The organism is Streptomyces sp. NBC_01481, assembly GCF_026339995.1.
GTDB lineage: Bacteria > Actinomycetota > Actinomycetes > Streptomycetales > Streptomycetaceae > Streptomyces.
Window position 1 is genome coordinate 209,733 of the sequence record NZ_JAPEPT010000003.1, and the last position, 20,842, is coordinate 230,574.

The 20,842-nt window shown below is 70.8% G+C and carries 16 protein-coding genes and 2 pseudogenes; 12 read left to right on the forward strand and 6 right to left on the reverse strand.

What is annotated here, in order from left to right; genetic code table 11:
• Positions 1-41 precede the first annotated feature (41 nt).
• The 6 genes from murC to OOK40_RS17520 all read left to right on the forward strand — a co-directional run bounded on the left by murC (position 42) and on the right by OOK40_RS17520 (position 5,635).
• On the forward strand, positions 42-1,439 hold the full coding sequence (gene murC, locus OOK40_RS17495) for a UDP-N-acetylmuramate--L-alanine ligase (protein ID WP_266482259.1): 1,398 nt from the start codon (positions 42-44) through the stop codon (positions 1,437-1,439).
• A 21-nt stretch (positions 1,440-1,460) separates the two neighbouring features.
• Positions 1,461-1,868 (forward strand): peptide-methionine (R)-S-oxide reductase MsrB, encoded by a 408-nt coding sequence (msrB, locus tag OOK40_RS17500; RefSeq protein ID WP_266482262.1) that lies wholly within the window; start codon positions 1,461-1,463, stop codon positions 1,866-1,868.
• A gap of 152 nt (positions 1,869-2,020) precedes the next feature.
• Positions 2,021-3,004: a branched-chain amino acid ABC transporter permease gene (locus tag OOK40_RS17505; RefSeq protein ID WP_266482265.1), complete on the forward strand. Its 984-nt coding sequence runs from the start codon at positions 2,021-2,023 to the stop codon at positions 3,002-3,004.
• 13 nt (positions 3,005-3,017) lie between these two features.
• The gene (locus tag OOK40_RS17510; protein WP_266482268.1) at positions 3,018-4,010 is read left to right on the forward strand and encodes a branched-chain amino acid ABC transporter permease; all 993 of its coding nucleotides are present in this window, start codon (positions 3,018-3,020) and stop codon (positions 4,008-4,010) included.
• Entirely contained in the window at positions 4,000-4,878 is an 879-nt protein-coding gene (locus tag OOK40_RS17515) for an ABC transporter ATP-binding protein (protein ID WP_266482270.1), read from the forward strand. The genes OOK40_RS17510 and OOK40_RS17515 overlap by 11 nt, the downstream gene beginning before the upstream one ends.
• 4 nt (positions 4,879-4,882) lie before the next feature.
• Positions 4,883-5,635 carry an ABC transporter ATP-binding protein gene (locus OOK40_RS17520; protein WP_266482272.1) on the forward strand — a complete coding sequence of 251 codons (753 nt, stop codon included), beginning with the start codon at positions 4,883-4,885 and terminating at the stop codon, positions 5,633-5,635.
• A gap of 15 nt (positions 5,636-5,650) precedes the next feature.
• On the opposite strand, the gene OOK40_RS17525 is transcribed toward OOK40_RS17520, so the two are convergent.
• Together OOK40_RS17525 and OOK40_RS17530 are read right to left on the reverse strand one after the other, a co-directional pair.
• Positions 5,651-6,898 (reverse strand): ABC transporter substrate-binding protein, encoded by a 1,248-nt coding sequence (locus tag OOK40_RS17525; RefSeq protein WP_266482275.1) that lies wholly within the window; start codon positions 6,896-6,898, stop codon positions 5,651-5,653.
• Between the two features lie 293 nt (positions 6,899-7,191).
• Complete coding sequence (locus OOK40_RS17530; protein WP_266482277.1) at positions 7,192-7,581, reverse strand: VOC family protein; 390 nt, start codon at positions 7,579-7,581, stop codon at positions 7,192-7,194.
• A gap of 58 nt (positions 7,582-7,639) precedes the next feature.
• Between OOK40_RS17530 and OOK40_RS17535 the strand changes: the two genes are divergently transcribed.
• The 3 genes from OOK40_RS17535 to OOK40_RS17545 all read left to right on the forward strand — a co-directional run bounded on the left by OOK40_RS17535 (position 7,640) and on the right by OOK40_RS17545 (position 10,640).
• The gene (locus tag OOK40_RS17535; RefSeq protein WP_266484389.1) at positions 7,640-8,287 is read left to right on the forward strand and encodes a nucleoside/nucleotide kinase family protein; all 648 of its coding nucleotides are present in this window, start codon (positions 7,640-7,642) and stop codon (positions 8,285-8,287) included.
• A gap of 240 nt (positions 8,288-8,527) precedes the next feature.
• Positions 8,528-9,481 (forward strand): hypothetical protein, encoded by a 954-nt coding sequence (locus tag OOK40_RS17540; protein WP_266482279.1) that lies wholly within the window; start codon positions 8,528-8,530, stop codon positions 9,479-9,481.
• Positions 9,482-9,518: 37 nt separating this feature from the next.
• Entirely contained in the window at positions 9,519-10,640 is a 1,122-nt protein-coding gene (locus tag OOK40_RS17545; protein ID WP_266482282.1) for an aminopeptidase P family protein, read from the forward strand.
• A gap of 387 nt (positions 10,641-11,027) precedes the next feature.
• Here OOK40_RS17545 and treZ read toward each other — a convergent pair whose 3' ends face one another.
• A complete protein-coding gene (treZ, locus tag OOK40_RS17550; protein ID WP_266482284.1) occupies positions 11,028-12,773 on the reverse strand; it encodes a malto-oligosyltrehalose trehalohydrolase in 1,746 nt (581 codons plus the stop codon).
• Positions 12,774-12,874: 101 nt separating this feature from the next.
• Here treZ and OOK40_RS17555 point away from each other — a divergent pair.
• Positions 12,875-14,243, forward strand: a pseudogene (locus OOK40_RS17555) (GH1 family beta-glucosidase).
• Positions 14,244-14,290: 47 nt separating this feature from the next.
• On the opposite strand, the gene OOK40_RS17560 reads toward OOK40_RS17555, so the two are convergent.
• Entirely contained in the window at positions 14,291-15,517 is a 1,227-nt protein-coding gene (locus OOK40_RS17560) for an MFS transporter (protein ID WP_266482287.1), read from the reverse strand.
• A gap of 57 nt (positions 15,518-15,574) precedes the next feature.
• Positions 15,575-16,471 carry a GNAT family N-acetyltransferase gene (locus OOK40_RS17565; protein WP_266482289.1) on the reverse strand — a complete coding sequence of 299 codons (897 nt, stop codon included), beginning with the start codon at positions 16,469-16,471 and terminating at the stop codon, positions 15,575-15,577.
• A gap of 326 nt (positions 16,472-16,797) precedes the next feature.
• Between OOK40_RS17565 and OOK40_RS17570 the strand changes: the two genes are divergently transcribed.
• Both OOK40_RS17570 and OOK40_RS17575 read left to right on the forward strand, forming a co-directional pair.
• Complete coding sequence (locus OOK40_RS17570; protein WP_266482291.1) at positions 16,798-17,346, forward strand: DUF1707 and FHA domain-containing protein; 549 nt, start codon at positions 16,798-16,800, stop codon at positions 17,344-17,346.
• A gap of 129 nt (positions 17,347-17,475) precedes the next feature.
• Positions 17,476-18,436: pseudogene (locus OOK40_RS17575) on the forward strand (cytochrome P450).
• On the opposite strand, the gene treY reads toward OOK40_RS17575, so the two are convergent.
• Positions 18,393-20,750: a malto-oligosyltrehalose synthase gene (treY, locus tag OOK40_RS17580; RefSeq protein WP_266482293.1), complete on the reverse strand. Its 2,358-nt coding sequence runs from the start codon at positions 20,748-20,750 to the stop codon at positions 18,393-18,395. The pseudogene OOK40_RS17575 and the gene treY sit on opposite strands and share 44 nt — an antisense overlap.
• Positions 20,751-20,842: the final 92 nt, after the last annotated feature.

Here is a 20,842-nt window from a genome sequence, read left to right on the forward strand (position 1 = left end):
GGACCCTCGCACGTACTCGTACATCTTGGGGAGACACGCACATGGCACCCGCCATCCCTAGCGCCATGGAACGCCCGCACTTCATCGGCATCGGTGGCGCCGGGATGTCGGGCATCGCCAAGATCCTCGCCCAGCGCGGCGCGAAGGTCGCGGGCAGCGACGCGAAGGAAACGGCGACCGCCCAGTCCCTGCGCGAGCTCGGCGCCACCGTCCACATCGGGCACGCCGCCGAGCACCTCGCCGCCGACGCCAGCTGTGTCGTCGTGTCCAGCGCCATCCGCGCGGACAACCCGGAGCTGGCGCGCGCCGCCGAGCTGTCCGTCCCGGTCGTGCACCGCTCCGACGCGCTCGCCTCGCTCATGACCGGCCTGCGCTCCATCGCCGTCGCGGGCACGCACGGCAAGACGACCACCACCTCCATGCTGGCCGTGGCCCTGACCGAGCTCGGCCTCGACCCCTCGTACGCGATCGGCGGCGACCTCGCGGGACCGGGGACGAACGCCCGCCACGGCGAGGGCGACATCTTCGTCGCCGAGGCCGACGAGAGCGACCGCAGCTTCCAGAAGTACGACCCCGAGGTCGCGATCGTCCTCAACGTGGAGCTCGACCACCACGCCAACTACGCCTCGATGGACGAGATCTACGACTCCTTCGAGACCTTCGTCGGCAAGGTCGTCCCGGGCGGCACCCTGGTGATCGCCGCGGACCAGCCCGGCGCCGTCGAGCTCACCTCCCGCGTCCGCGACCTGTCGACGCTCAAGGTCGTCACCTACGGCGAGTCCCCCTCCGCCGACGTGCGCGTCCACAAGGTCACCCCGCGCGGCCTCACCAGCGAGGTCACCGTCCTGCTGGACGGCCGCTTCCTGACCTTCACGGTCTCGGTCCCCGGCCGCCACTACGCGCACAACGCCGTGGCCGCGCTCGCCGCCGGAGTCGCGCTCGGCATCCCGGCGCACAACCTCGCGTCGGCGATCGGCAAGTACACCGGCGTCAAGCGCCGCCTCCAGCTCAAGGGCGAGGCCGCGGGCGTCCAGGTCATCGACTCCTACGCCCACCACCCGACCGAGATGACCGCCGATCTCGAAGCGATGCGCGGCGCCGCCGCGGCCGCACGGCTGCTGGTGGTCTTCCAGCCCCACCTCTTCTCCCGCACCCAGGAACTGGGCACCGAGATGGGCCAGGCCCTCGCCCTGGCCGACGCGTCCGTGGTCCTGGACATCTACCCGGCCCGCGAGGACCCGATCCCGGGCATCACCAGCGCGCTGATCATCGACGCGGCCCGGGCGGCGGGCGCGGACGTCACCCCGGTCCACGACAAGGCGAGCGTCCCCGACGTCGTGGCGGGAATGGCGAAGCCCGGTGATCTGGTTCTCACGATGGGCGCGGGCGACGTCACGGACCTCGGTCCCGACATCCTGGCCCGCCTGACCGGTCGGTAGAACCTGAGGGAGCCGAGTTACATGTCGTACGACGTCGAAAAGCCGGACGAGCAGTGGCGCGCGGAGCTGTCCCCCGCCGAGTACAAGGTCCTGCGCCAGGCCGGCACCGAGCCCGCCTTCGTCGGTGAGTACACCGACACCAAGACGGAGGGCGTCTACTCCTGCCGGGCGTGCGGCGCCGAACTCTTCCGCTCCGACACGAAGTTCGAGTCGCACTGCGGCTGGCCGTCCTTCTACGACCCGAAGGACACGGACGCGGTCGAGCTGATCGAGGACCGCTCGCACGGGATGAGCCGCACGGAGGTCCGGTGCGCGCGGTGCGGCTCGCACCTTGGCCACGTGTTCGAGGGGGAGGGGTACGCGACCCCCACCGATCAGCGCTACTGCATCAACAGCATTTCGCTGCGGCTGACGCCGGACGAGGGCTGACGGCGCGGGGCCGTGGGCGTCCGCGCCCCGGCCCCGCCCGACGTGCGCTTGCAAATTTCCTGTGCTAACACTGGGTAACAGAGCGTGGTTGTCACAGACCGGAAGTTCTCAGACCGTAAGCACAGACCGGACGTGCCGTGCGCCATAAGCGTTTGTTGACACCGGCACTCGCCCTGCTGATTGTGATGCTGCCCGCGGCCACCGCGGCGGCGCAGGGTGAGGAGGAGGTACCGCATGGCCCGGGCTTCGGTGCCCGAGCCCTGCAGGCACTCCTCGACGGGATTCAGTTCGGCGTCATCATCGCGATCTGCGCGGTGGGCCTGTCCCTGATCTTCGGGACCATCCACCTGATCAACTTCGCGCACGGCGAGCTCGTGACGATCGGCGCCACATTCGCGTTCTTCCTGAATGTCTCGCCGGCCGGTCCCGGCTGGCATCTGATCCCCGCCGCGATCATCTCCGTGGCCTTCGGCGCCCTGCTGGGCCTGGGCATCGACCGCGGCCTCTGGCGGCCGTTGCGGGCCCGCGGCACGGGTCTGATCAACATGTTCATCGTCACGATCGGCCTTTCGCTGCTGCTGCGGCACATCGTGCTCGTGCTGTACGGAGCCCGGCCCGGCTCCTTTGCCCAGTACGACATCCAGAAGGCGTACGACCTCGGCCCGGTGGGCATCACCCCACGGGACCTCACCGTCACCCTGCTCTCGGTGGCGACCCTGCTCGGTGTCGCCCTGCTGCTCCAGAAGACCCGGATCGGCACGGCCATCCGGGCCGTCTCCGAAAACCGCGACCTCGCCGAGGCCTCGGGCATCGATGTGCAGCGGGTCGTCTCTGTGGTCTGGATGCTCGGCGGTGCGCTCGCCGCCCTCGGCGGGGTGTTCTTCGGACTGGTCGAGATCGTCACCTGGGACATGGGCTTCAAGCTGCTGCTGCTCATGTTCGCCGGAGTCATCCTCGGCGGTCTCGGCTCCGCCTACGGCGCGATGGTGGGCAGCCTCGTCATCGGCATCGTCGCCCAGATGTCCACGCTGTGGTTCCCGGTCGACCTGCAATACGCGTGGGCGCTGCTCACGCTCATCATCGTTCTGCTCATCCGGCCGCAGGGCATCCTCGGCCACCGGGAACGGATCGGTTGAGGGGCGGTGTGCCATGGAGTTCGACACGATCCTCTCTGACGCCATCCGGTCGGGCATCGGCCCCATCGCCGCCATCTACGTGATTGCCGCGATGGGCCTGAACCTGCACTTCGGCTACACCGGGCTGCTGAACTTCGGTCAGGTCGGCTTCATGCTCGTCGGCGGTTACGGGCTCGCGATCACCGTCTCGACCTGGGGCGGCTCGATGTGGCTCGGCATCCTGGTCGGACTTGCCTCCGCGATCGTGCTGGCCCTGCTGCTCGGCCTGCCCACCCTGCGGCTGCGTGCCGACTATCTCGCGATCACCACGATCGCCGCGGGGGAGACGCTACGGCTGTTCTACCGGTCCAGCTGGGCCCAGCCGACCACAGGCGGAGTGTTCGGGCTGCAGCGGTTCGCCAATGACTTCTACGACCTGAACCCCATCCCACGGGGCACCTACGGCTTCTGGACGGTCAAGTTCAGCGCCCGGGACCTGTGGGTGATGATCATCGCCTGGGCCCTTGTGGTGATCGTCGGGGCGCTGCTCGCCCTGCTGATCCACAGCCCGTGGGGCCGTGTCATCCGGTCCATCCGCGACGACGAGACCGCCCCACGCAGCCTCGGTAAGAACGTCTACGCGTACAAGATGACGAGCCTTGTACTGGGCGGTGTGCTCGGCGGGGTCGCCGGGATGCTGCAGGCCATTCAGGTGCAGTCGGTGAGCGCCGACAGCTTCGATCCGGCCGTCACGTTCTTCCTCTACACCCTGCTCGTGCTGGGCGGCGCCGGGACGATCCTCGGGCCCGTCGTCGGCTCGATCCTCTTCTGGTTCGTGCTCTCCTTCATCGACAGCGCACTGCGGCAGGCGATCGACGCCGACTACATCTCGTCCGACGTGATCAGCACGTCGGAGATCGGCGCCGTCCGCTTCGCCCTGGTCGGGCTCGCCCTGATCCTGCTCATGGCGTTCAGACCGCAGGGGATCCTCGGCAGCCGGAAGGAGATGCTGCTCAGTGGCCGCTGATACGCAACCCTCGTCCGCGCCCGAGCCCGGGCCCCGGTCCGGGGCGGGACTCGAGCCCGTGCCCGGCGTGCGCAAGCCCGACCCGCTGCTCGTCCTGGACGGTGTGACCCGCACCTTCGGCGGCCTCGTCGCCGTACAGGTCGATCACCTGGAGGTGCAGCGCGGGACCATCACGGCCCTCATCGGGCCCAACGGCGCCGGCAAGACGACGCTGTTCAACCTGGTGAGCGGGTTCGACCGGGCCGACGGCGGCGAGTGGTCGTTCGAGGGGCAGCCGCTCAGCGGGCGCCCGCCGCACCGGATCGCCCAGCGCGGACTGGTCCGTACGTTCCAGCTCACCCGGACCCCCGCCCGGCTCACCGTGCTGGAGAACATGCTGCTCGCGGCGACCGGGCAGCGCGGCGAGCGGGTGTTGCCGGCGCTGTTGCGGCCGCTGTGGCGCGCACAGGAGCGGGAGATCGTGGTCCGGGCCGACGAGCTGCTCAACCGCTTCCGGCTCACCAAGCTGCGTGACGAGTACGCGGGCACACTCTCCGGCGGCCAGCGCAAACTGCTCGAACTGGCCCGCGCGCTGATGGTCCGCCCCGTCATGATCCTGCTGGACGAGCCGATGGCCGGGGTGAACCCCGCGCTGACCCAGTCCCTGCTCGGTCACATCACCGCGCTGCGCGACGAGGGGATGACCGTGTGCTTCGTCGAGCACGACATGGATGTGGTGATGGGCATCAGCGACTGGGTGGCCGTCATGGCGGGCGGCCGCCTCGTGGCCGAGGGACCGCCGTACACGATCGGCCGGAACCGCGCCGTCGTGGACGCCTACCTCGGCAAGCGGCACGACGAACCCGAAGCGACCGGCGAGGAGGCGTGAGCCCATGCCCGAATACGGAAACGGGCCCGTGGACGAGCCCGTGCTGGTGGCCGACGAGATCGTCGCCGGATATGTGCCGGGCGTCGATGTGCTGCGCGGCTGCAGCGTCGAGGTGCGGACCGGCGAGCTGGTCGGAGTGATCGGCCCCAACGGCGCCGGAAAGTCGACCCTGATCAAGGCGGTCTTCGGCCTGCTGCGCGTGCGCGGCGGCACCGTGCAACTCCACGGCGAGAACGTCACCAATCGCCCCGCACACGAGCTGGTCCGTCGGGGCGTGGGGTATGTGCCGCAGCTGCAGAACGTCTTCCCCGCGCTGACCGTCGAGGAGAACCTGCGGATGGGCATCTATCTGCAGCCCAAGAAATTCATCCGCCGGACCGCGGCGGTGGAGGAGATCTTCCCCCTGCTGGGCACCCGCCGGAAGCAGAAGGCCGGATCGATGTCCGGCGGTGAACGGCAGATGCTCGCCATGGCCCGGGCACTGATGATGGAGCCGCAGGTTCTGCTGCTCGACGAGCCGTCGGCAGGACTGTCCCCGATCTTCCAGGACCAGGTGTTCGAGCGGGTGAAGGAGATCAACGGCGCGGGCGTGGCCGTGCTCATGGTCGAGCAGAACGCCCGCAGGTGCCTGCAGATCTGCGACCGCGGTTACGTCCTCGACCAGGGCCGCAACGCCCACACCGGCACCGGTATGGGTCTGCTGCACGACCCGAAGGTGATCGAGTTGTACCTCGGCACGCTCGCCCGCGTCCGCTGAACTCCAATTACTCCCTCACTCCTGACCCTTGCTCACCTGGGTGCTCACGGTCTGCAGCTTGCCCTGCTGGTTGTACGTGTACACCTCGATCGTCGCCTGGCCGGGCTCACCGGCGTCGGTGAAGTCGAGCGGACCGCTCACGCCGTCGTAGTCGATGTCCTTGCCATCCGCGATCAGCTTCTTGCAGGCGGCGAACGAATTGCACTTCTCGCCGTCCTTGGTGACTCCGACGATCTCCTCCGCAAACTTCCCGGGGTCGTCGGACTTGGCCTGCTCGGCGGCGAGCGCGATGGTCGTCACGCAGTCGAAGACCTGCGGTGCGAACTGCAGCTCCTTCAGACTCGGAGCGAACTTCTTCAGCTGCGTCACGAACTGCGGGTTGGACGCCGATGCCGGAGCCGTCCCCTTCATCCCGGCAAGCGTGGCGGGCTTGCCCGGGGCGACGAGGTTGGGCAGTTCCTCGCTCCGCAGCCCGTCGGCTCCGTACACACCGATCTGCTGGGGCCCGATTCCCGCCTCGATCATGGCCTGGAGGATCTGCGTGCCCTCCTCGAAGGCGACCACCACGGTGGCATCCGGCTTCGAGTCCTTGGCCTTCTGGACGATCTGGTCGTAGTTGGTGGCCTTCGTGTCGTACGTCTCGGCGAACGTCACGGTGGCGCCGCCTTCCTCCAGCGCCTTCTTGGTGGAATCCAGCAGCCCCTTTCCGTAGTCGTCGGCACGCGCCATCAGGGCCACCCGCTTGTGGCCGTCGCCCTGGATGGTCTTCGCCAGGATCGGCCCCTGGAGCGCGTCGCTCGGCGCGGTGCGGAAGTAGAAGCCGCCGTCGTCGTAGTCGGTGAAGGTGGGCGCGGTATTGGAACCCGAGCACTGGACGACACCCTCACCGGTCACCCGGTCGATGAATGCCAGCGACATTCCGGAAGCCGCGGCACCGATGATCGCATCGACACCCGCGTTCAGCACGCGGTCCGCCGACTGTGCCGCCACGGCCTCCTGGCCTGCCTCGTCGCCCCCGACCACGGCCGGTATCGGCTTGCCCAGCACTCCACCGCCGGCGTTGATACCAGCGATTGCGAACTTCATCGCCTCGATCTGCGGTGGGCCGAGGAAGGCCAGTTGCCCGGTCTCCGGGAGGACATAGCCGAGCTTCAGCTGACCATCCTCGTCCGCCGATTCAGCGCTGCCATTCGAGCCGCAGGCCGCCAGAAGCAGCACGGCCGCGCTGGTGAAGATCGTGGACCGTCGTATCGACGTTCTCATGTCCGCCTCCTCTTGGTGGAGGCCGGCGGCAGGTCGACAGGTTGCCTTCCGCCTGCCTTCTGTAAAAAGAGTAGAACGATCAGACGCTGTTGGGGCAGTCGAGACGGGACGTGAAGTCGAGAAGGATGAATCGTCAACGTCCGCGCCCGCTCGACCTCACGTCGGCGTGAGGGCCCAGCCTGGGTGCCGGCGCCGCCGACCGCTCACCGGGGGCGGCTCAACTGCGGCTGCGTGCCTACGAGTTGCCCGGCCGTACGCGCCGTCGCACGTGCGGTCTGTCGTGCGGCCGAAGGTTACCTGGGCTGCAGCAGGTCCCAGCGGTTGCCGTACAGGTCCTCGAAGACCGCGACCGATCCGTACGGCTCGTGCCGCGGCTCCTCCAGGAAGTGGACGCCCGCCGCGGTCATCCTGGCGTGGTCGGCCGCGAAGTCCGCGGTGTGCAGGAAGAAGCCGACCCGGCCGCCGGTCTTGGCGCCCACGCTCGCGCGCTGGGCCTCGTCGCCGGCGCGGGCGAGCAGCAGAGCGGTGCCGTGCCCCGAGCCGCGCGGCCGGACCACGACCCAGCGGCCGCCGTCCCCGCGGTCGGTGTCCTCGACCAGTTCGAAGCCGAGCGCGTCGGTGTAGAAGGCGATGGCCTCGTCGTAGTCACGGACGACGAGGGTGACCAGGGCGATGTACGACATGAGCCACACGTTATACGTATGACGGTGATCGGTTCAACGCAATGGAAGAATGCCCGCCATGCACGCGCCGCCGCCCCCGCCCCCGCAGTACCCACCGCACGTCCTGTACCGCGCCCGCGCCCTCGCCGTCTCCGGCCGCCGCGTCGTCCTGGGCATCGCCGGAGCCCCGGGTGCCGGCAAGTCGACCCTCGCCGCCCACATCGTCGACGTCCTCGGCGGCCTCGCCGTCCTCGTCCCCATGGACGGCTTCCACTTCGCGCAGGCCGAGCTCGAACGCCTCGGCCGGGCCCGCCGCAAGGGTGCGCCCGACACCTTCGACGCCGCCGGGTACGCCGCCCTGCTCGCGCGGCTGCGCGCACCCGTCCCGGGCGTCACGGTCTACGCCCCCGCCTTCGACCGCGCCCTGGAGGAGCCGGTGGCCGGAAGCATCGCGGTCGGGCCCGACGTCCCCCTCGTCGTCACCGAGGGCAACTACCTGCTCCACGACGAGGGCCCCTGGGCGCAGGTCCGCCCCCTCATCGACGAGGTCTGGTACCTGGAGCTCGACGACGCCGTCCGCGTCAGCCGGCTGGTCGACCGGCATGTGCGGTTCGGCAAGCAGCGGGCGTTCGCCGAGCGATGGGTCCACGACTCCGACGAGCCCAACGCCCGGCTGGTCGCCCGCGGCCGCAACCGCGCCGACTTCGTGGTCACGCAGTCGCCGTAGCCGTCGCGACGGCGGCGTCCCGTCCCCGTACAGCTGCGCACCGAGCCCCGGCTCGTCCACCGGACCGGGTTGTTGCACACGAACGTGCTGCGGGGCACCGCCGAGGGGTTGGCCGAGCGTATGCGGAGCAGGCTCCGGGGAGTGTCTGCACGCAGACGGGACTTTGAAGGCACGACCTGGTCGTGCAGGTCGCGGTCTGTACGCTCGGGGTTCTGGCATGCCGACGGAAGGCGGGTTGACGTGGGGCTGTTCCGGCGAGGGCCGAAGCGCGACCGACGCGATGCACCCCGGGACCCCGAGTTCTCCTTCTTCTCGGCCGATGAGGGCACCCGCTTCCGCGCCCAGATGCGCGAAGCCTTCGCCGAACACGGCCTGGAGGTGACCGTCTACGCGGACGTGGTGTCCGACAGTTCGGGCCGCCTGTTCGGGCTCGCCAATCTCGCCGCCGTCTGCCACAACGACGAGCGCGGGGTCCGCGCCTGGCCCGAACTGGTCCGCCAGCACGTCGGGATGGTCCTGCGCACCATGGACGCACCCTCCGCGCTCGACACCCTGCCGACCGAGCAGATCCGCGCGCAGCTCTACCCCCGAGTCGTCGGCCGCGACGGCTTCAACCCGGAGAACTTCGGCTACGCCCGCCCCCTCGCCCCCGGCCTGTACGAGATCATCGCGCTCGACCTCCCCGAGAGCGTCATGATGCTCACCGACGAGGCCCTGGAACCCCTCGGCGACCTCCAGTACCTGCGGGACCAGGCGCTGTACAACCTCCGGGGACTGCCCGTCGAAGGCCACGAGACCGTCGAGGACGCCGACGGCATGCGCTTCGAGGTGGTCCTCGGCGACTCCTTCTACACCGCGAGCCGGGTCCTGGCGCTGGACAGCGTCGTACGGCAGGTCACCGGGGAGCAGCTGTCCGCCGACGGCGCGCTGGTCGCCATGCCCTTCCGGCACCAGCTGGCCTTCCACGCCATCCACGACACCGGCATGATCCCCGCGCTCAACGCCATGGCCTCCTTCGCTGCCTCCGGCTACGCCGACACCCCCGGCGCCATCAGCCCCTACGTCTACTGGTGGCGCGAGGGCACGCTCACCCAGCTCAGCGACCGTGACGAGGACGGCGAGGGACTGCGGATCGTGGTCGGCGAGGAATTCCAGGAGTTGCTGGAACGGCTGGTGGCCAAGGGCGAGGAATGAACTCGCGGGCCCCATGCCCGGCAGGCAGGATGGCCCCATGCCGACCACACCCGCGCCCTTCACCGCCGACGACTACCGGGCCAGGATGGCCCGCGCCGCCGAGTCCGCCGCCGACGCCGGGCTCGCGGGTCTCCTCGTCGCCCCCGGCCCCGACCTGGTCCACCTCACCGGCTACCGGCCCGCGGAAACCGAACGGCTCACCCTCCTCGTCCTCGCGGCCGGCCAGGATCCCGTCCTCGTCCTCCCGACCCTGGAGGCCCCGGACGCCGCGGAGGCCCCGGGCGCGCCCGCGCTCACCCTGCGGGACTGGACCGACGGCAAGGACCCCTACGACGTCACCGCGCCGCTCCTCGACGCGGCCGGGCGGTTCGGCGTCAGCGACAACGCCTGGGCGATGCACCTGCTCGGCCTGCAGAACACGCTGCCGGAGACCTCGTACGTATCGCTGACCGAGGCGCTGCCCATGCTGCGGGCGGTGAAGGACGCGCACGAGCTGGAACGGCTGGCGGCCGCGGGCGCGGCGGCGGACGCGACGTACCAGGAGATCCTGAAGGTCCGCTTCTCGGGGCGCAGTGAGCTGGACGTCGCGGCCGATCTCGCCGCGCTGCTCAAGCATTTCGGCCACTCCCAGGTGGACTTCACAGTCGTCGGCTCCGGCCCGAACGGCGCGAATCCCCACCACGAGGCGGGGATACGGACCATCGAGCAGGGTGACATGGTCGTCCTCGACTTCGGCGGCCTCAAGCACGGCTACGGCTCGGACACCTCCCGTACGGTCCACGTCGGCGAGCCGACCCCCGCCGAGCAGCACATCCACGACGTGGTGCAGGAGGCCCAGCGGGCCGGGGTCGACGCGGTGAAGCCGGGAGTGGCCTGCCAGGAGATCGACCGGGCGGCCCGCGAAATCATCGACGAGGCGGGCTACGGGGACCTGTTCATCCACCGCACGGGCCACGGGATCGGCGTCACGACGCACGAGCCGCCGTACATGATCGAGGGGGAGGAACGGGAGCTGGTACCGGGGATGTGCTTCTCGGTGGAGCCGGGGATTTATCTGCCGGGGCGGTTCGGGGTGCGGATCGAGGACATCGTGACGGTCACTGGGGAGGGTGGGCGGCGGCTCAATGTGACGTCGCGCGAGATGGCGATCGTGGAGTAGGCGAGCGCCTGCGGCTGGGCTTGTTCCCCACCCCGCCCTCCCCCTACGGCCTGGCGGCCGTGGGAGGTACCCCCATCCCGAACTGGGGGCAAGCCCCCAGACCTCCGACGGGGTTTCGCCCCGTACCCCGTATGCGACCTTCGGCCGCATGTCCTCAATCGCCGGACGGGCTGACTGTGCGGCTCTGCCGCACATTTCAGCCCCGCCGGCGTTTGAGGCGTGGTCCCGGACGCGAAATTCAGCCCCGTGGGGGTCCCCCCGGACGAAGTCTGGGGGAGTTTGAGGCGCGGGGGTCCGGGGGCAGCGTCCCCGCACGGGGTTCGGGGCGGAGCCCCGGTGGGGGCTGGGGGCTTGCCCCCAGTTCGGAAGGGGCGGGGTGGGGAACACTCAACCCTCCGCCAGGACCACGCACGACTCCGGCGGGAGACGCAACACCCCGTCCACCCCCGGCGCTTCGACCGGGTCCCAGGACGCCAGCACCCGCGCCCCAGCCCCCAGCGGAATCCCCGTCGCCTCCTTCGCGAGGTTGATCGCCACCAGCGTGTCGCCCCGGCGGTAGGCCAGCCACCGGGCCGATCCGTCGTACGCCACCTTCACCGCCTCCAGGTCCGGATCGGTCAGGTCGGGCTGGGTGCGGCGCAGGGCGATCAGTTCGCGGTGCCAGGCCAGCAGACGGGCGTGCGGCTCGCGGGAGCGTTCGGTGCGGTCGAGGCAGGAGCGGGCCCGGGTCGCGGGGTCCTGCGGGTCGGGGATCTGGTCCGGCGCCCAGCCGTGTGCCGCGAACTCCCGCCGCCGGCCGTTGCGTACCGCCTCGGCGAGTTCCGGGTCGGTGTGGTCGGTGAAGAACTGCCAGGGCGTACGGGCGCCCCACTCCTCGCCCATGAACAGCATGGGGACGAAGGGCCCGGTCAGCACCAGCGCGGCCGCGCAGGCCAGCAGCCCGGGGGAGAGGGTGGCGGAGAGCCGGTCGCCCTGTGCGCGGTTGCCGATCTGGTCGTGGGTCTGGGCGTAGCCGAGGAAGCGGTGCGCGGGGGTGATGGTCACATCGAGCGGGCGGCCGTGCGTACGCCCGCGGAAGCTCGAATACGTTCCGTCGTGGAAGAAGGCGTGTGTCAGGGTCTTGGCGAGGGCCGCGAGCGGTGCTGCCGCGAAGTCGGCGTAGTAGCCCTGGGATTCGCCGGTCAGCGTGGTGTGCAGGGCGTGGTGGTGGTCGTCGTTCCACTGCGCGTGCAGGCCGAGACCGCCCGCCTCGCGCGGCGTCGTCGTCCGCGGGTCGCCGAGGTCCGACTCGGCGATGAGGAACAGGGGCCGCCCGAGGTCGCCGGAGAGTGCGTCGACGGCTGCGGACAGCTCCTCCAGGAACGTGAGCGCGCGGGTGTCGGCGAGGGCGTGCACCGCGTCGAGGCGCAGCCCGTCGAGTCGGTAGTCGCGCAGCCAGGCCAGCGCGCTGCCCAGCAGATACGCGCGTACCTCGTCGGACCCCGGGGCGTCGAGGTTGACGGCGGCGCCCCAGGGCGTGTGGTGGGTGTCGGTGAAGTACGGGCCGAAGGCGGGCAGGTGGTTTCCGGACGGTCCGAGGTGGTTGTGGACCACGTCCAGGACCACTCCGAGGCCATGACCGTGCGCCGTGTCGACAAAGCGCTTGAGCGCCTCGGGCCCGCCGTAGGGCTCGTGGACCGCCCACGACGACACGCCCTCGTACCCCCAGCCGTGCACTCCGGGGAAGGGGCACAGCGGCATCAGCTCAACATGGGTGATCCCCAACTCGGCGAGTTCCCCGAGGTGTTCGGCCGCCGCGTCCAGTGTGCCCTCGCGGGTGTACGTGCCGATGTGAAGCTCGTACAGCACCGCACCGCCGAGCCCCCGCCCCGCCCACCCCTGCCGCCACTCGTACGCGTCCTGGTCGACGATCGCGCTGGTCCCGTCGGGTCCGTCCGGCTGGCGGCGCGAGCGCGGATCGGGCAGCACCTGCCCGCCGTCCAGCGCGAAGCCGTACCGCGCGCCGTCGCCCGCGTCCGCCTCCGTCATCCACCAGTCCGGTCGCCCTTCGGCGCGCTCCATGGGGCGCTCGGCGCCCTCCAGCCACAGCGAGACCTGGTCCTCGGCCTGCGGTGCCCACACCTCGAACAGCACTGGCGTCCCCTCAATCGTCGATGCGCGTCGTCGATGCCGGTTCCATCCTGGCAAGATCGGGGTCTAGAAGCGGTGTCCTTGGGGCCATTAAGGTCACGGCCATGTCGACGCCGCTGCCGCCGCTGCCCGCCTTCCCGCCCGGCTTCCTCTGGGGAGCGTCCGCCTCCGCCTTCCAGACCGAGGGAGCGGCCGACACCGACGGCAAGGGGCCGTCCGGCTGGGACGCCTTCGCCGCCCAGGGCCGTATCAAGGACGGAGCCGACGCCTCGCGCGCCACCGGCTTCCACGCCCGCTACCGCGAGGACGTCGCTCTGCTCGCCGGGCTCGGCGCGGACGCCTTCCGCTTCTCCGTCAGCTGGCCGCGTGTCGTCCCCGGCGGGTGCGGCCCGGTCAACACCGCCGGGCTCGACTTCTACGACCGGCTCGTCGACGAGCTGTGCGCCCACGGCATCACGCCCGCGCCGACCCTCTACCACTGGGACACCCCGCTCCCGCTGGACGAGGCGGGCGGCTGGCTGAACCGGGACACGGCGGCGCGCTTCGCCAGCTGGCCTGTACGCCTCGGCCGTCGCCGAGCGGCTCGCCGACCGCGTACCGATGTGGATCACCATCAACGAACCGGCCGAGGTCACCCTGCTGGGCTATGCACTGGGCGAGCACGCGCCCGGCAGGCAGCTGCTCTTCGACGCGCTGCCCGCCGCCCACCATCAGCTGCTCGCCCACGGCCTCGCCGTCCAGGCTCTGCGCGCGGCGGGCGCCGCGAACATCGGGACAGCCGTCTCCCACTCACCCGTGCGGACGGCCGGGACGAGCGAGGAGGACCGGTTCGGCGCCGAGCTGTACGACACGATCACCAACTGGATGTTCGCCGACCCGATCCTGACCGGCCGCTACCCGGACGAGAACTTCGCCGCACTGATGCCGGGACCGGTCGCCGAGGACCTGGAGGTCATCTCCTCCCCGCTCGACTGGTACGGCGTGAACTACTACCAGCCGATGCTCGTCGGCGCGCCGTCGAACGACGCACTCGGCGACTTCGCCGGCGTCGGCCTGCCCGCCGAACTGCCTTTCGGGGTGCGGGAGATCGAGAGCGAGCAGCGCACCGACTTCGGCTGGGCGGTCGTGCCCGACGGGCTGCGCGAGCAGCTCGTCCTGCTGAAGGACCGGTTCGGCGACCGGCTGCCGCCTGTGTACATAACCGAGAACGGCTGCTCGTACGACGGGCTCGACGACCGCCGCCGTATCGACTTCCTCGACGGCCATCTGCGCTCGCTGCACCAGGCGATCGACGCGGGGGTCGACGTACGCGGCTACTTCACCTGGTCGCTCACCGACAACATCGAGTGGGTCGAGGGCGCGGCGCAGCGCTTCGGTCTCGTCCACATCGACTACGAGACGCTGGAGCGCACGCCGAAGGCCTCGTACGCCTGGTACCGGGACGCCATCGCCGCCCAGAAGTCGGGCCACTGAACCTCCCGGCACCGGACCTCCCCGCACTGAACCTCACAGCACGAACTTCACGGCACCGAGCGGATCTTCCACACCAGCACGCCACCGAGGGCCGTCACCACGGCCGCCGACAGATACAGCCCGGCGTACCCGCCCGCGTACGTCACGACCGGTGCGGCCAGCGCCGGGCCGAGAACCTGCGGGGCCGAGTTGGCGATATTGATGACACCCAGATCCTTGGCACGGTCGCCGGCCCGCGGGAGCACCTGAGTGATCAGCGCCTGGTCGACCGCGATGTACATCCCGAAGCCGAGCCCCAGCAGTGCGGCCGCGCCCATCGCCATGGGCCACGTGTGCCACAGCGCCAGCAGCAGCGAGGCCACCGCCATCACCGCCGAACCGGCCGCCACCAGAGCCTTTCGCCGCCCCAGCCGGTCCGAGACCACCCCGCCGGCCACCGCCGTCACCACCACGCCCGCCGTGTACAGAAGCGTCAGGATCAGCACACCCTCGTCCGGATCCGCGTAGTGCACCGCGTCCTTGAGGAAATACAGCAGAAAGAGCGTGCCCAGCGCATTGCCGAGCATGACCAGGAAGCGGGTGAGCCAGGCCCAGCCGAAGTCCGGATACGCCCGCGGACTCACCCAGAAGTCCTTCAGCCGCACCGGCTCCCTTGCGGACACCGGTACCTGAGGGTCCGGCATGAACAGGACGAACGGCAGCGCGCAGAGCACCGTCAGCGCGGCCAGCAGCAGATAGCCCGTGGCGATCCCGGTCACCACCATGGTGACCAGAAGCGCCCCGACCACCAGACCCAGCGTCATCGGTATCCCGAGGAATCCGGAGACCGCGGCCCGCTGACGCACCGGCACCTGGTCGGGCACGACGGCGTTCGTCCCGGCGAGCATGGCGTTCAGGCCGAGCTGGGCCAGACACCAGCCGAGCGCGACCCCGACGACGGTCGTCTGTGCGGCGGTGACGGTGAGTCCCACGGCGCCCAGTACCGCCCCGCCGAGGATCCATGGCCGGCGTCGGCCGAAGCGCCCGCTCGTACGGTCCGAGAGCGCGCCCGCCAGCGGATTGGCCACGACGGCGACCAGCGCCCCGACACCCGTCGCCCAGCCCAGCGCGACCTCCTTGCCCGACGGGGACAGCTCGTCGATCTGCTCGGCGAGCAGCACCTGTATCGGCGTGAGAAAGGCCATGAACAGGCCCAGGTTGGCCAGCACGAGAGCCGATATCCAGCCGCCGCCCACGCGGACCCGTGGCTCGGAGTCCAGCTCTTGCGTCGTCATGGGCGGCTCGCCATCAGCTCGGGGGTGTCCGGAGCTTACGGACACCCCCGAGCACGATCAATGCGGGGAGCCGGGCAGGAAGTGGACGCGCTCCTGCACGATGGGATGTCCGGCCTTGGCGAAGTTCGCCGCCATCGGGAAGTTGCCCTGATCGGTGGCGCCCGCGATGAACTCCGCGCCCCGCTCGGCCAGGAAGTGCGTGCACTCCACCAGCAGGTCGTACGCGTAGCCGTGGCCGCGTTGCTCCGGCACGACCCCGATGAAGCCGACACACGGCCCCGACGGGTTGTGCGCCGGGATGTGCAGACCGACCAGCTCACCCTGGGGCGTGTGCGCCAGCTGCCACCACTCGCGCGGCGACGGGCACCAGTGGAAGAAGTCCAGTTCCTCCTGTGCCGCCCGGTCCACGCCCGATGCGGCGATGGCGCGCAGCGCGTGCGCGTCGAGCGTCACGGAGTGGACGCGGCGCAGTACGTCGAGAATGACCTCGTCGTCGGGTTCCGTCCGGAACTCCAGCCGTCCCGGCCGCTCCGGCAGCCCGCACTCGGGTGTCCAGCGGTACTGGTAGCGCTCCACCAGGACCTTCATCCCGGCCGCCTCCGCGGCCCGGATCCTGGCCTCACCGGCCGCCAGGGGCGCCGGGTCCTCGCGCCAGCCGGCGGGCAGGATCAGTTCGAACTCGACCTGGAACGGAGAGGTCCGCAGCAGCTCGGCGCCCGCTTCCTCCTCGCCCTCGGCGACGTCGAACCAGTTGGTGTTGACGGGGGTTTCGTCATCGGGTCCGCCCCACCAGGCGGCCCGCGCGACGACTTTGCCGTCGCGCAGCGCGACCCGCTTCCAGTCCGGCCGGTGCGTGGCCCGGGCCAGTGCGCGGCCCACACCGAGAGGGTCGGGCAGGGTGTCGAAGAGATGTGCGTCGCTCTCGCTGAGCGCGCGAATGACCAGATCGGTCATGAGAGTTGTCCTCCGGGAAGAGTGGTGCGGTGTGCGCTCCCGGTCAGACTGCGAACGCGCGGTGGACGGGGCGGGAGCGCGGGAATCGTGTGGTCTGCACTGCTCTCGCCTCCTTCCCTCGGTCCGTGGCGTCGCGATCACGCTAAAGGGCCTCGCGGGGATCCGTCCAGCGCTTTTGTTTCGGCGGCTTTGTTTCAACTGCGCTCCAGAAACGCGGCAAGAGCGGCGGAGGAAATGCTTCCGTGCAGGTCAGCAGCCGCTCGCGCACGGATGGGAACGACGGTTCTTCTGGACACTTGTAGCCCTTCGGACCGACAATCTCGTATGTGACGTCGTCCTTCGAGTTCCACACGTATCCCGCTCGGCCCTCCGATGCCGAGCGCGACCGTGTCCTGGGTGTGCTCAGAGAGGGCGCGGCCCAGGGCAAGCTGTCGCACGACACCTTCATCCGGCGTATGGAACTCGCCCTGGCCGCCCGCCGGCCCGACGAACTGCGGGCGCTCACCGCCGACCTCGACACCGAGAGCCGCTGGTCGCGGCGGCTGTACAGCGCGGTCGGCCGCGTCTCCGCCCTCTCCGTACGGCTGCGCAGGGCCTGGCAGGCCGAGAAGCTGCCGCCGCTGCTGCTGCCCGAACCGGGACCGTACCCCCTGCGGATCGGCCGTGACCCGGGCAACGGCCTGCGGCTGAGCCATGACACGGTCTCCCGCCTGCACGCCGAGTTGAGCCGGCAGGGCAGCCTGTGGATCCTGCGCGACCTCGGCTCGACCAACGGCACCACGGTGAACGGACGGCGGGTGACCGGCTCGGTCGTCGTGCATGACGGGGACATGGTGGGCTTCGGCCGGATGAGCTTCCGCCTCACCGCGCGCTGACGTCCTTGTCATCCTGAGACGTCTTCATCACCCGTACGGGTGCACGCGAACTGCGCGCAGGACGACACGGTGGTCGCCTGATACAGACGCGCGCGAGCGGGCGCGGCTGTGACAGGGGAACGAGACGACATGAACAACGCGGTACCGCGCGGCACGGCGCGAAACCCTGCGCCTGCGGGAGGCGGTCCGGTGGGTGCCGTGACGGCCGGGGCGGGGCCCCGGAGCGACCACGTACCCCTCCTCCTCATCCACGCGAGCGAGCAGGACCCGTACCACCACTACCGGCTCCTGCGCGAGGCGCATCCCCTCGTCCACGACCACTCCATCGGTGCCTGGCTGCTGAGCCGCCACGCCGATGTCGCCGCCGCGCTCACCGACCCCCGCTTCACCCACGGCCACCGGCCCGGTGACCCGCCGTGCGAGGCCCACCGCGGAAGCCTGCCGCAGGCCGTGCGGGATGTCGTCGAGCGGACCGCGTACGTCCTGGCCCGGCGCATCGCGCGGCGGCAACAGGCCGACCTCGTCGAGGAGTTCTGCCGCTGGCTCCCCACCGGCGCGGTCGGCGTGCGGGGCCGGGGCGCGCGCGGGCTCGTCGTCGCGGGGACATGCGTTGCTCAGCTGTCCCTGCGCGAGAGGGCGCTCGCCTCCTTCCTCGCCAACGTCCTGGACCACCCCGACCAGCTCGCCACCCTGCGCGAGCATCCCGAACTCATCGGGCGCGCCTGGGCCGAGTCGCTGCGGCGCGATCCGCCCGTCCTCGTCGTACTGCGCCAGGCATCCGTCGAGGTCGCGGTGAGCGGCGGCACGATTCCGGCGGGCGCGGACGTCGCCCTCCTCATCGGGGCCGCCGGGCGCGACCCCGAACGGTTCCGGGACCCGGACCGGTTCGACGGTGGAGGACCCCGGTCAGCTGACCTTCGGGCCCGGCGAGTGCCCCGCCGTACAGCTCGCGGCCCTGGAGGCGCGGTACGGACTGCGCGCGCTGCTCGACGCCATGCCCGGTCTGCGCCGCGCGGACGGACTGCGGCCCGCCGCCACCGGGCTGCTCACCCGCGCCCCGGGGACTCTTCTCGTACGGCCCTGCGGCTGAGGAGCGCCACCGGGCGCTCGGCGAACAGCTTCGCCAGCGGCACGGACCCGCCCGTGAACTCCCGTTCCGGAGCGAGCTGATCCTCCCAGCGGCCCTGCGGAAGAGTGAGCTCCGTCTCCACCCAGCCACCCGCCTCCGCCAGGCGCAGCGAAAGACGGGTGACGGCCGTGACCACCTCGCCGGTGCGGCAGAAGGCCACACAGTGCTCCGCCGCGGGTCCGCTCGCGCTCAGCGGTGCGTACGTCCCCGACTCGCCGAAGACCTCCGGCCTTTCCCGCCGCAGCCGCAGCGCCGCCTTCGTCACGGCCGTCTTCTCGTCGGCCGGGCCCTCACGGAACGGCTGCCGGTTGTCCGGGTCCACCAGCGCCAGATACTCGTGCTCCGTGCCCTGATACAGGTCCGGCACCCCCGGCATCGTGAGCTGGAGCAGCGCCGCGCCGAGGGCGTTGGCCCGGACATAGGGATCCAGCCCCCTGGCGAAGAGCGCGACCGAGTACATCGGCGGCCCGGCCGGACCCGCGTCGACGAAGGCGGCGACAGCCTGCTCGTACGCCGGGTCCTGCTCCGTCCAGCTCGTGTGCAGCGCCGCCTCCCGTACGGCCTTCAGCAGCGCGGTCTGCAGCCTCTCCTCGTACGGGAACCCGAAGCCCACCGCCGTCTGCCAGGCCACCCACGCCACATGGGGATCGGGCGCCCGTCCGCCCTCCAGACGGCCCGCCTGCTCGGTGATCCGCGCGAGGAAGTCCGCCCAGGTGGCGGGGCACTCGGACAGCACGGCGATCCTGGCCCGGACATCCGCGCTGCGCTTGGTGTCGTGCGTGGTCAGGACGATCCCGGTGGCCGGCCAGTCGCGCGCGAGCCGTTCGCAGTAGGCGTGGAACCGCTCCGGGCTCACCGCCGGGCTCCCCGGGTCCCCGCCCACCTCGTTCGCCGAGATCAGCGGCACATAGCGGTAGAAGGCCGTGTCCTCGACGGATTTGGCGCGCAGCGCCGACGAGGTCTGTGCGAAGCGGGCACGGAACGTGTCATGGTCGGGCCCGTCGCCGAGCCGGCCGAGCGCGAGGTCACGCACGACGTCGACGGCCCCGGCCTCCTCGGCCACCGCGAAGGCGGCCTTCGCCCCCTCAGCCGCCTCCTCGGTCAGCACGTCCTCGCCGCCGATGCGGTACGGGCGGTAGACGGGCATGCGAACCAGCAGCTCGCGCAGTGCCGCCCGCAGCGCCCACGGGGCGTGGTCGCGCAGCGCGGGATCCGCGGCGCACACCCGCCCGGCCAGGCGGGTCAGCGCCGCGGTCTCGCTGGCCAGCTCGTGGGTGACCACCTTGTACGCGGCGCGGCGCACGGTGGCCTCCCAGTGGCCGCCCCGGTCACCGGCGGGAGCGGCGAACTCCCGGTACTGGCCGACCAGTTCGGCCTCTCCCGCCGGATCGGTGAACAGGCCGTCGATCTGCCGCAGCGCGTCGTACCCCGTCGTCCCCGCCACCGGCCAGCCGGCCGGCAGCCGCTCGTCCCCGGTGAGGATCTTCTCGACGACCGTCCAGCACGCCCCGCCCGCCGCCTCGTCCAGCCGCCGCAGATACTCCTCAGGATCGGCGAGCCCGTCCGGGTGGTCGATCCGCAGACCGTCGACGACCCCGTCCCGTACCAGCTCGAGGATCTTGGCGTGGGTGGCGTCGAAGACCTCCGGGTCCTCCACCCGCACCCCGATCAGCTCCGAAATGGTGAAGAAGCGCCGGTAGTTGAGCTCGGTACGGGCCAGCCGCCACCAGCCGAGCCGGTACCACTGCGCGTCCAGCAGCTCGGGCAGCGGCAGCTTCGCGGTGGACTCGCGCAGCGGGAAGCGCTGCTCTCCGTAGTGCAGGACGCCGCCCTTGACACGCATCGCACCCAGCTCCTCCCCGATCCGGCCCGCGAGCACCGGCAGCAGCACCTTCCCGCCGCCCGCCTCCCAGTCGATGTCGAACCAGGGGGCGTACGGCGACAGGGGGCCCTCGCGCAGCACCTCCCACAGGGCGCGGTTGTGTCCCGGCACCGCGGCCATATGGTTCGGCACGATGTCCAGGACGAGCCCGAGCCCGTGCGCCCGTGCCGTACGCGACAGCTCGCGCAGCCCCGCCTCGCCGCCGAGCTCCTCGCGCACCCGTGTGGGGTCGACGACGTCATAGCCGTGCGTGGACCCGGGCACCGCCTCCAGCACGGGCGACAGATGCAGATGCGAGACACCGAGCCCGGCGAGATAGGGCACGGCTCGGGCGGCCGCCGAGAACGGGAAGTCCGGCTGGAGCTGAAGCCGGTAGGTGGCGATGGGCGTCATGCGAACATACGTACCCACCTTGCGGGCTTCTCTGTCACCCGCTCATACGTCCGTGTCGGCCGTTCGGACTACGCCCACCGGACAGGACCTGG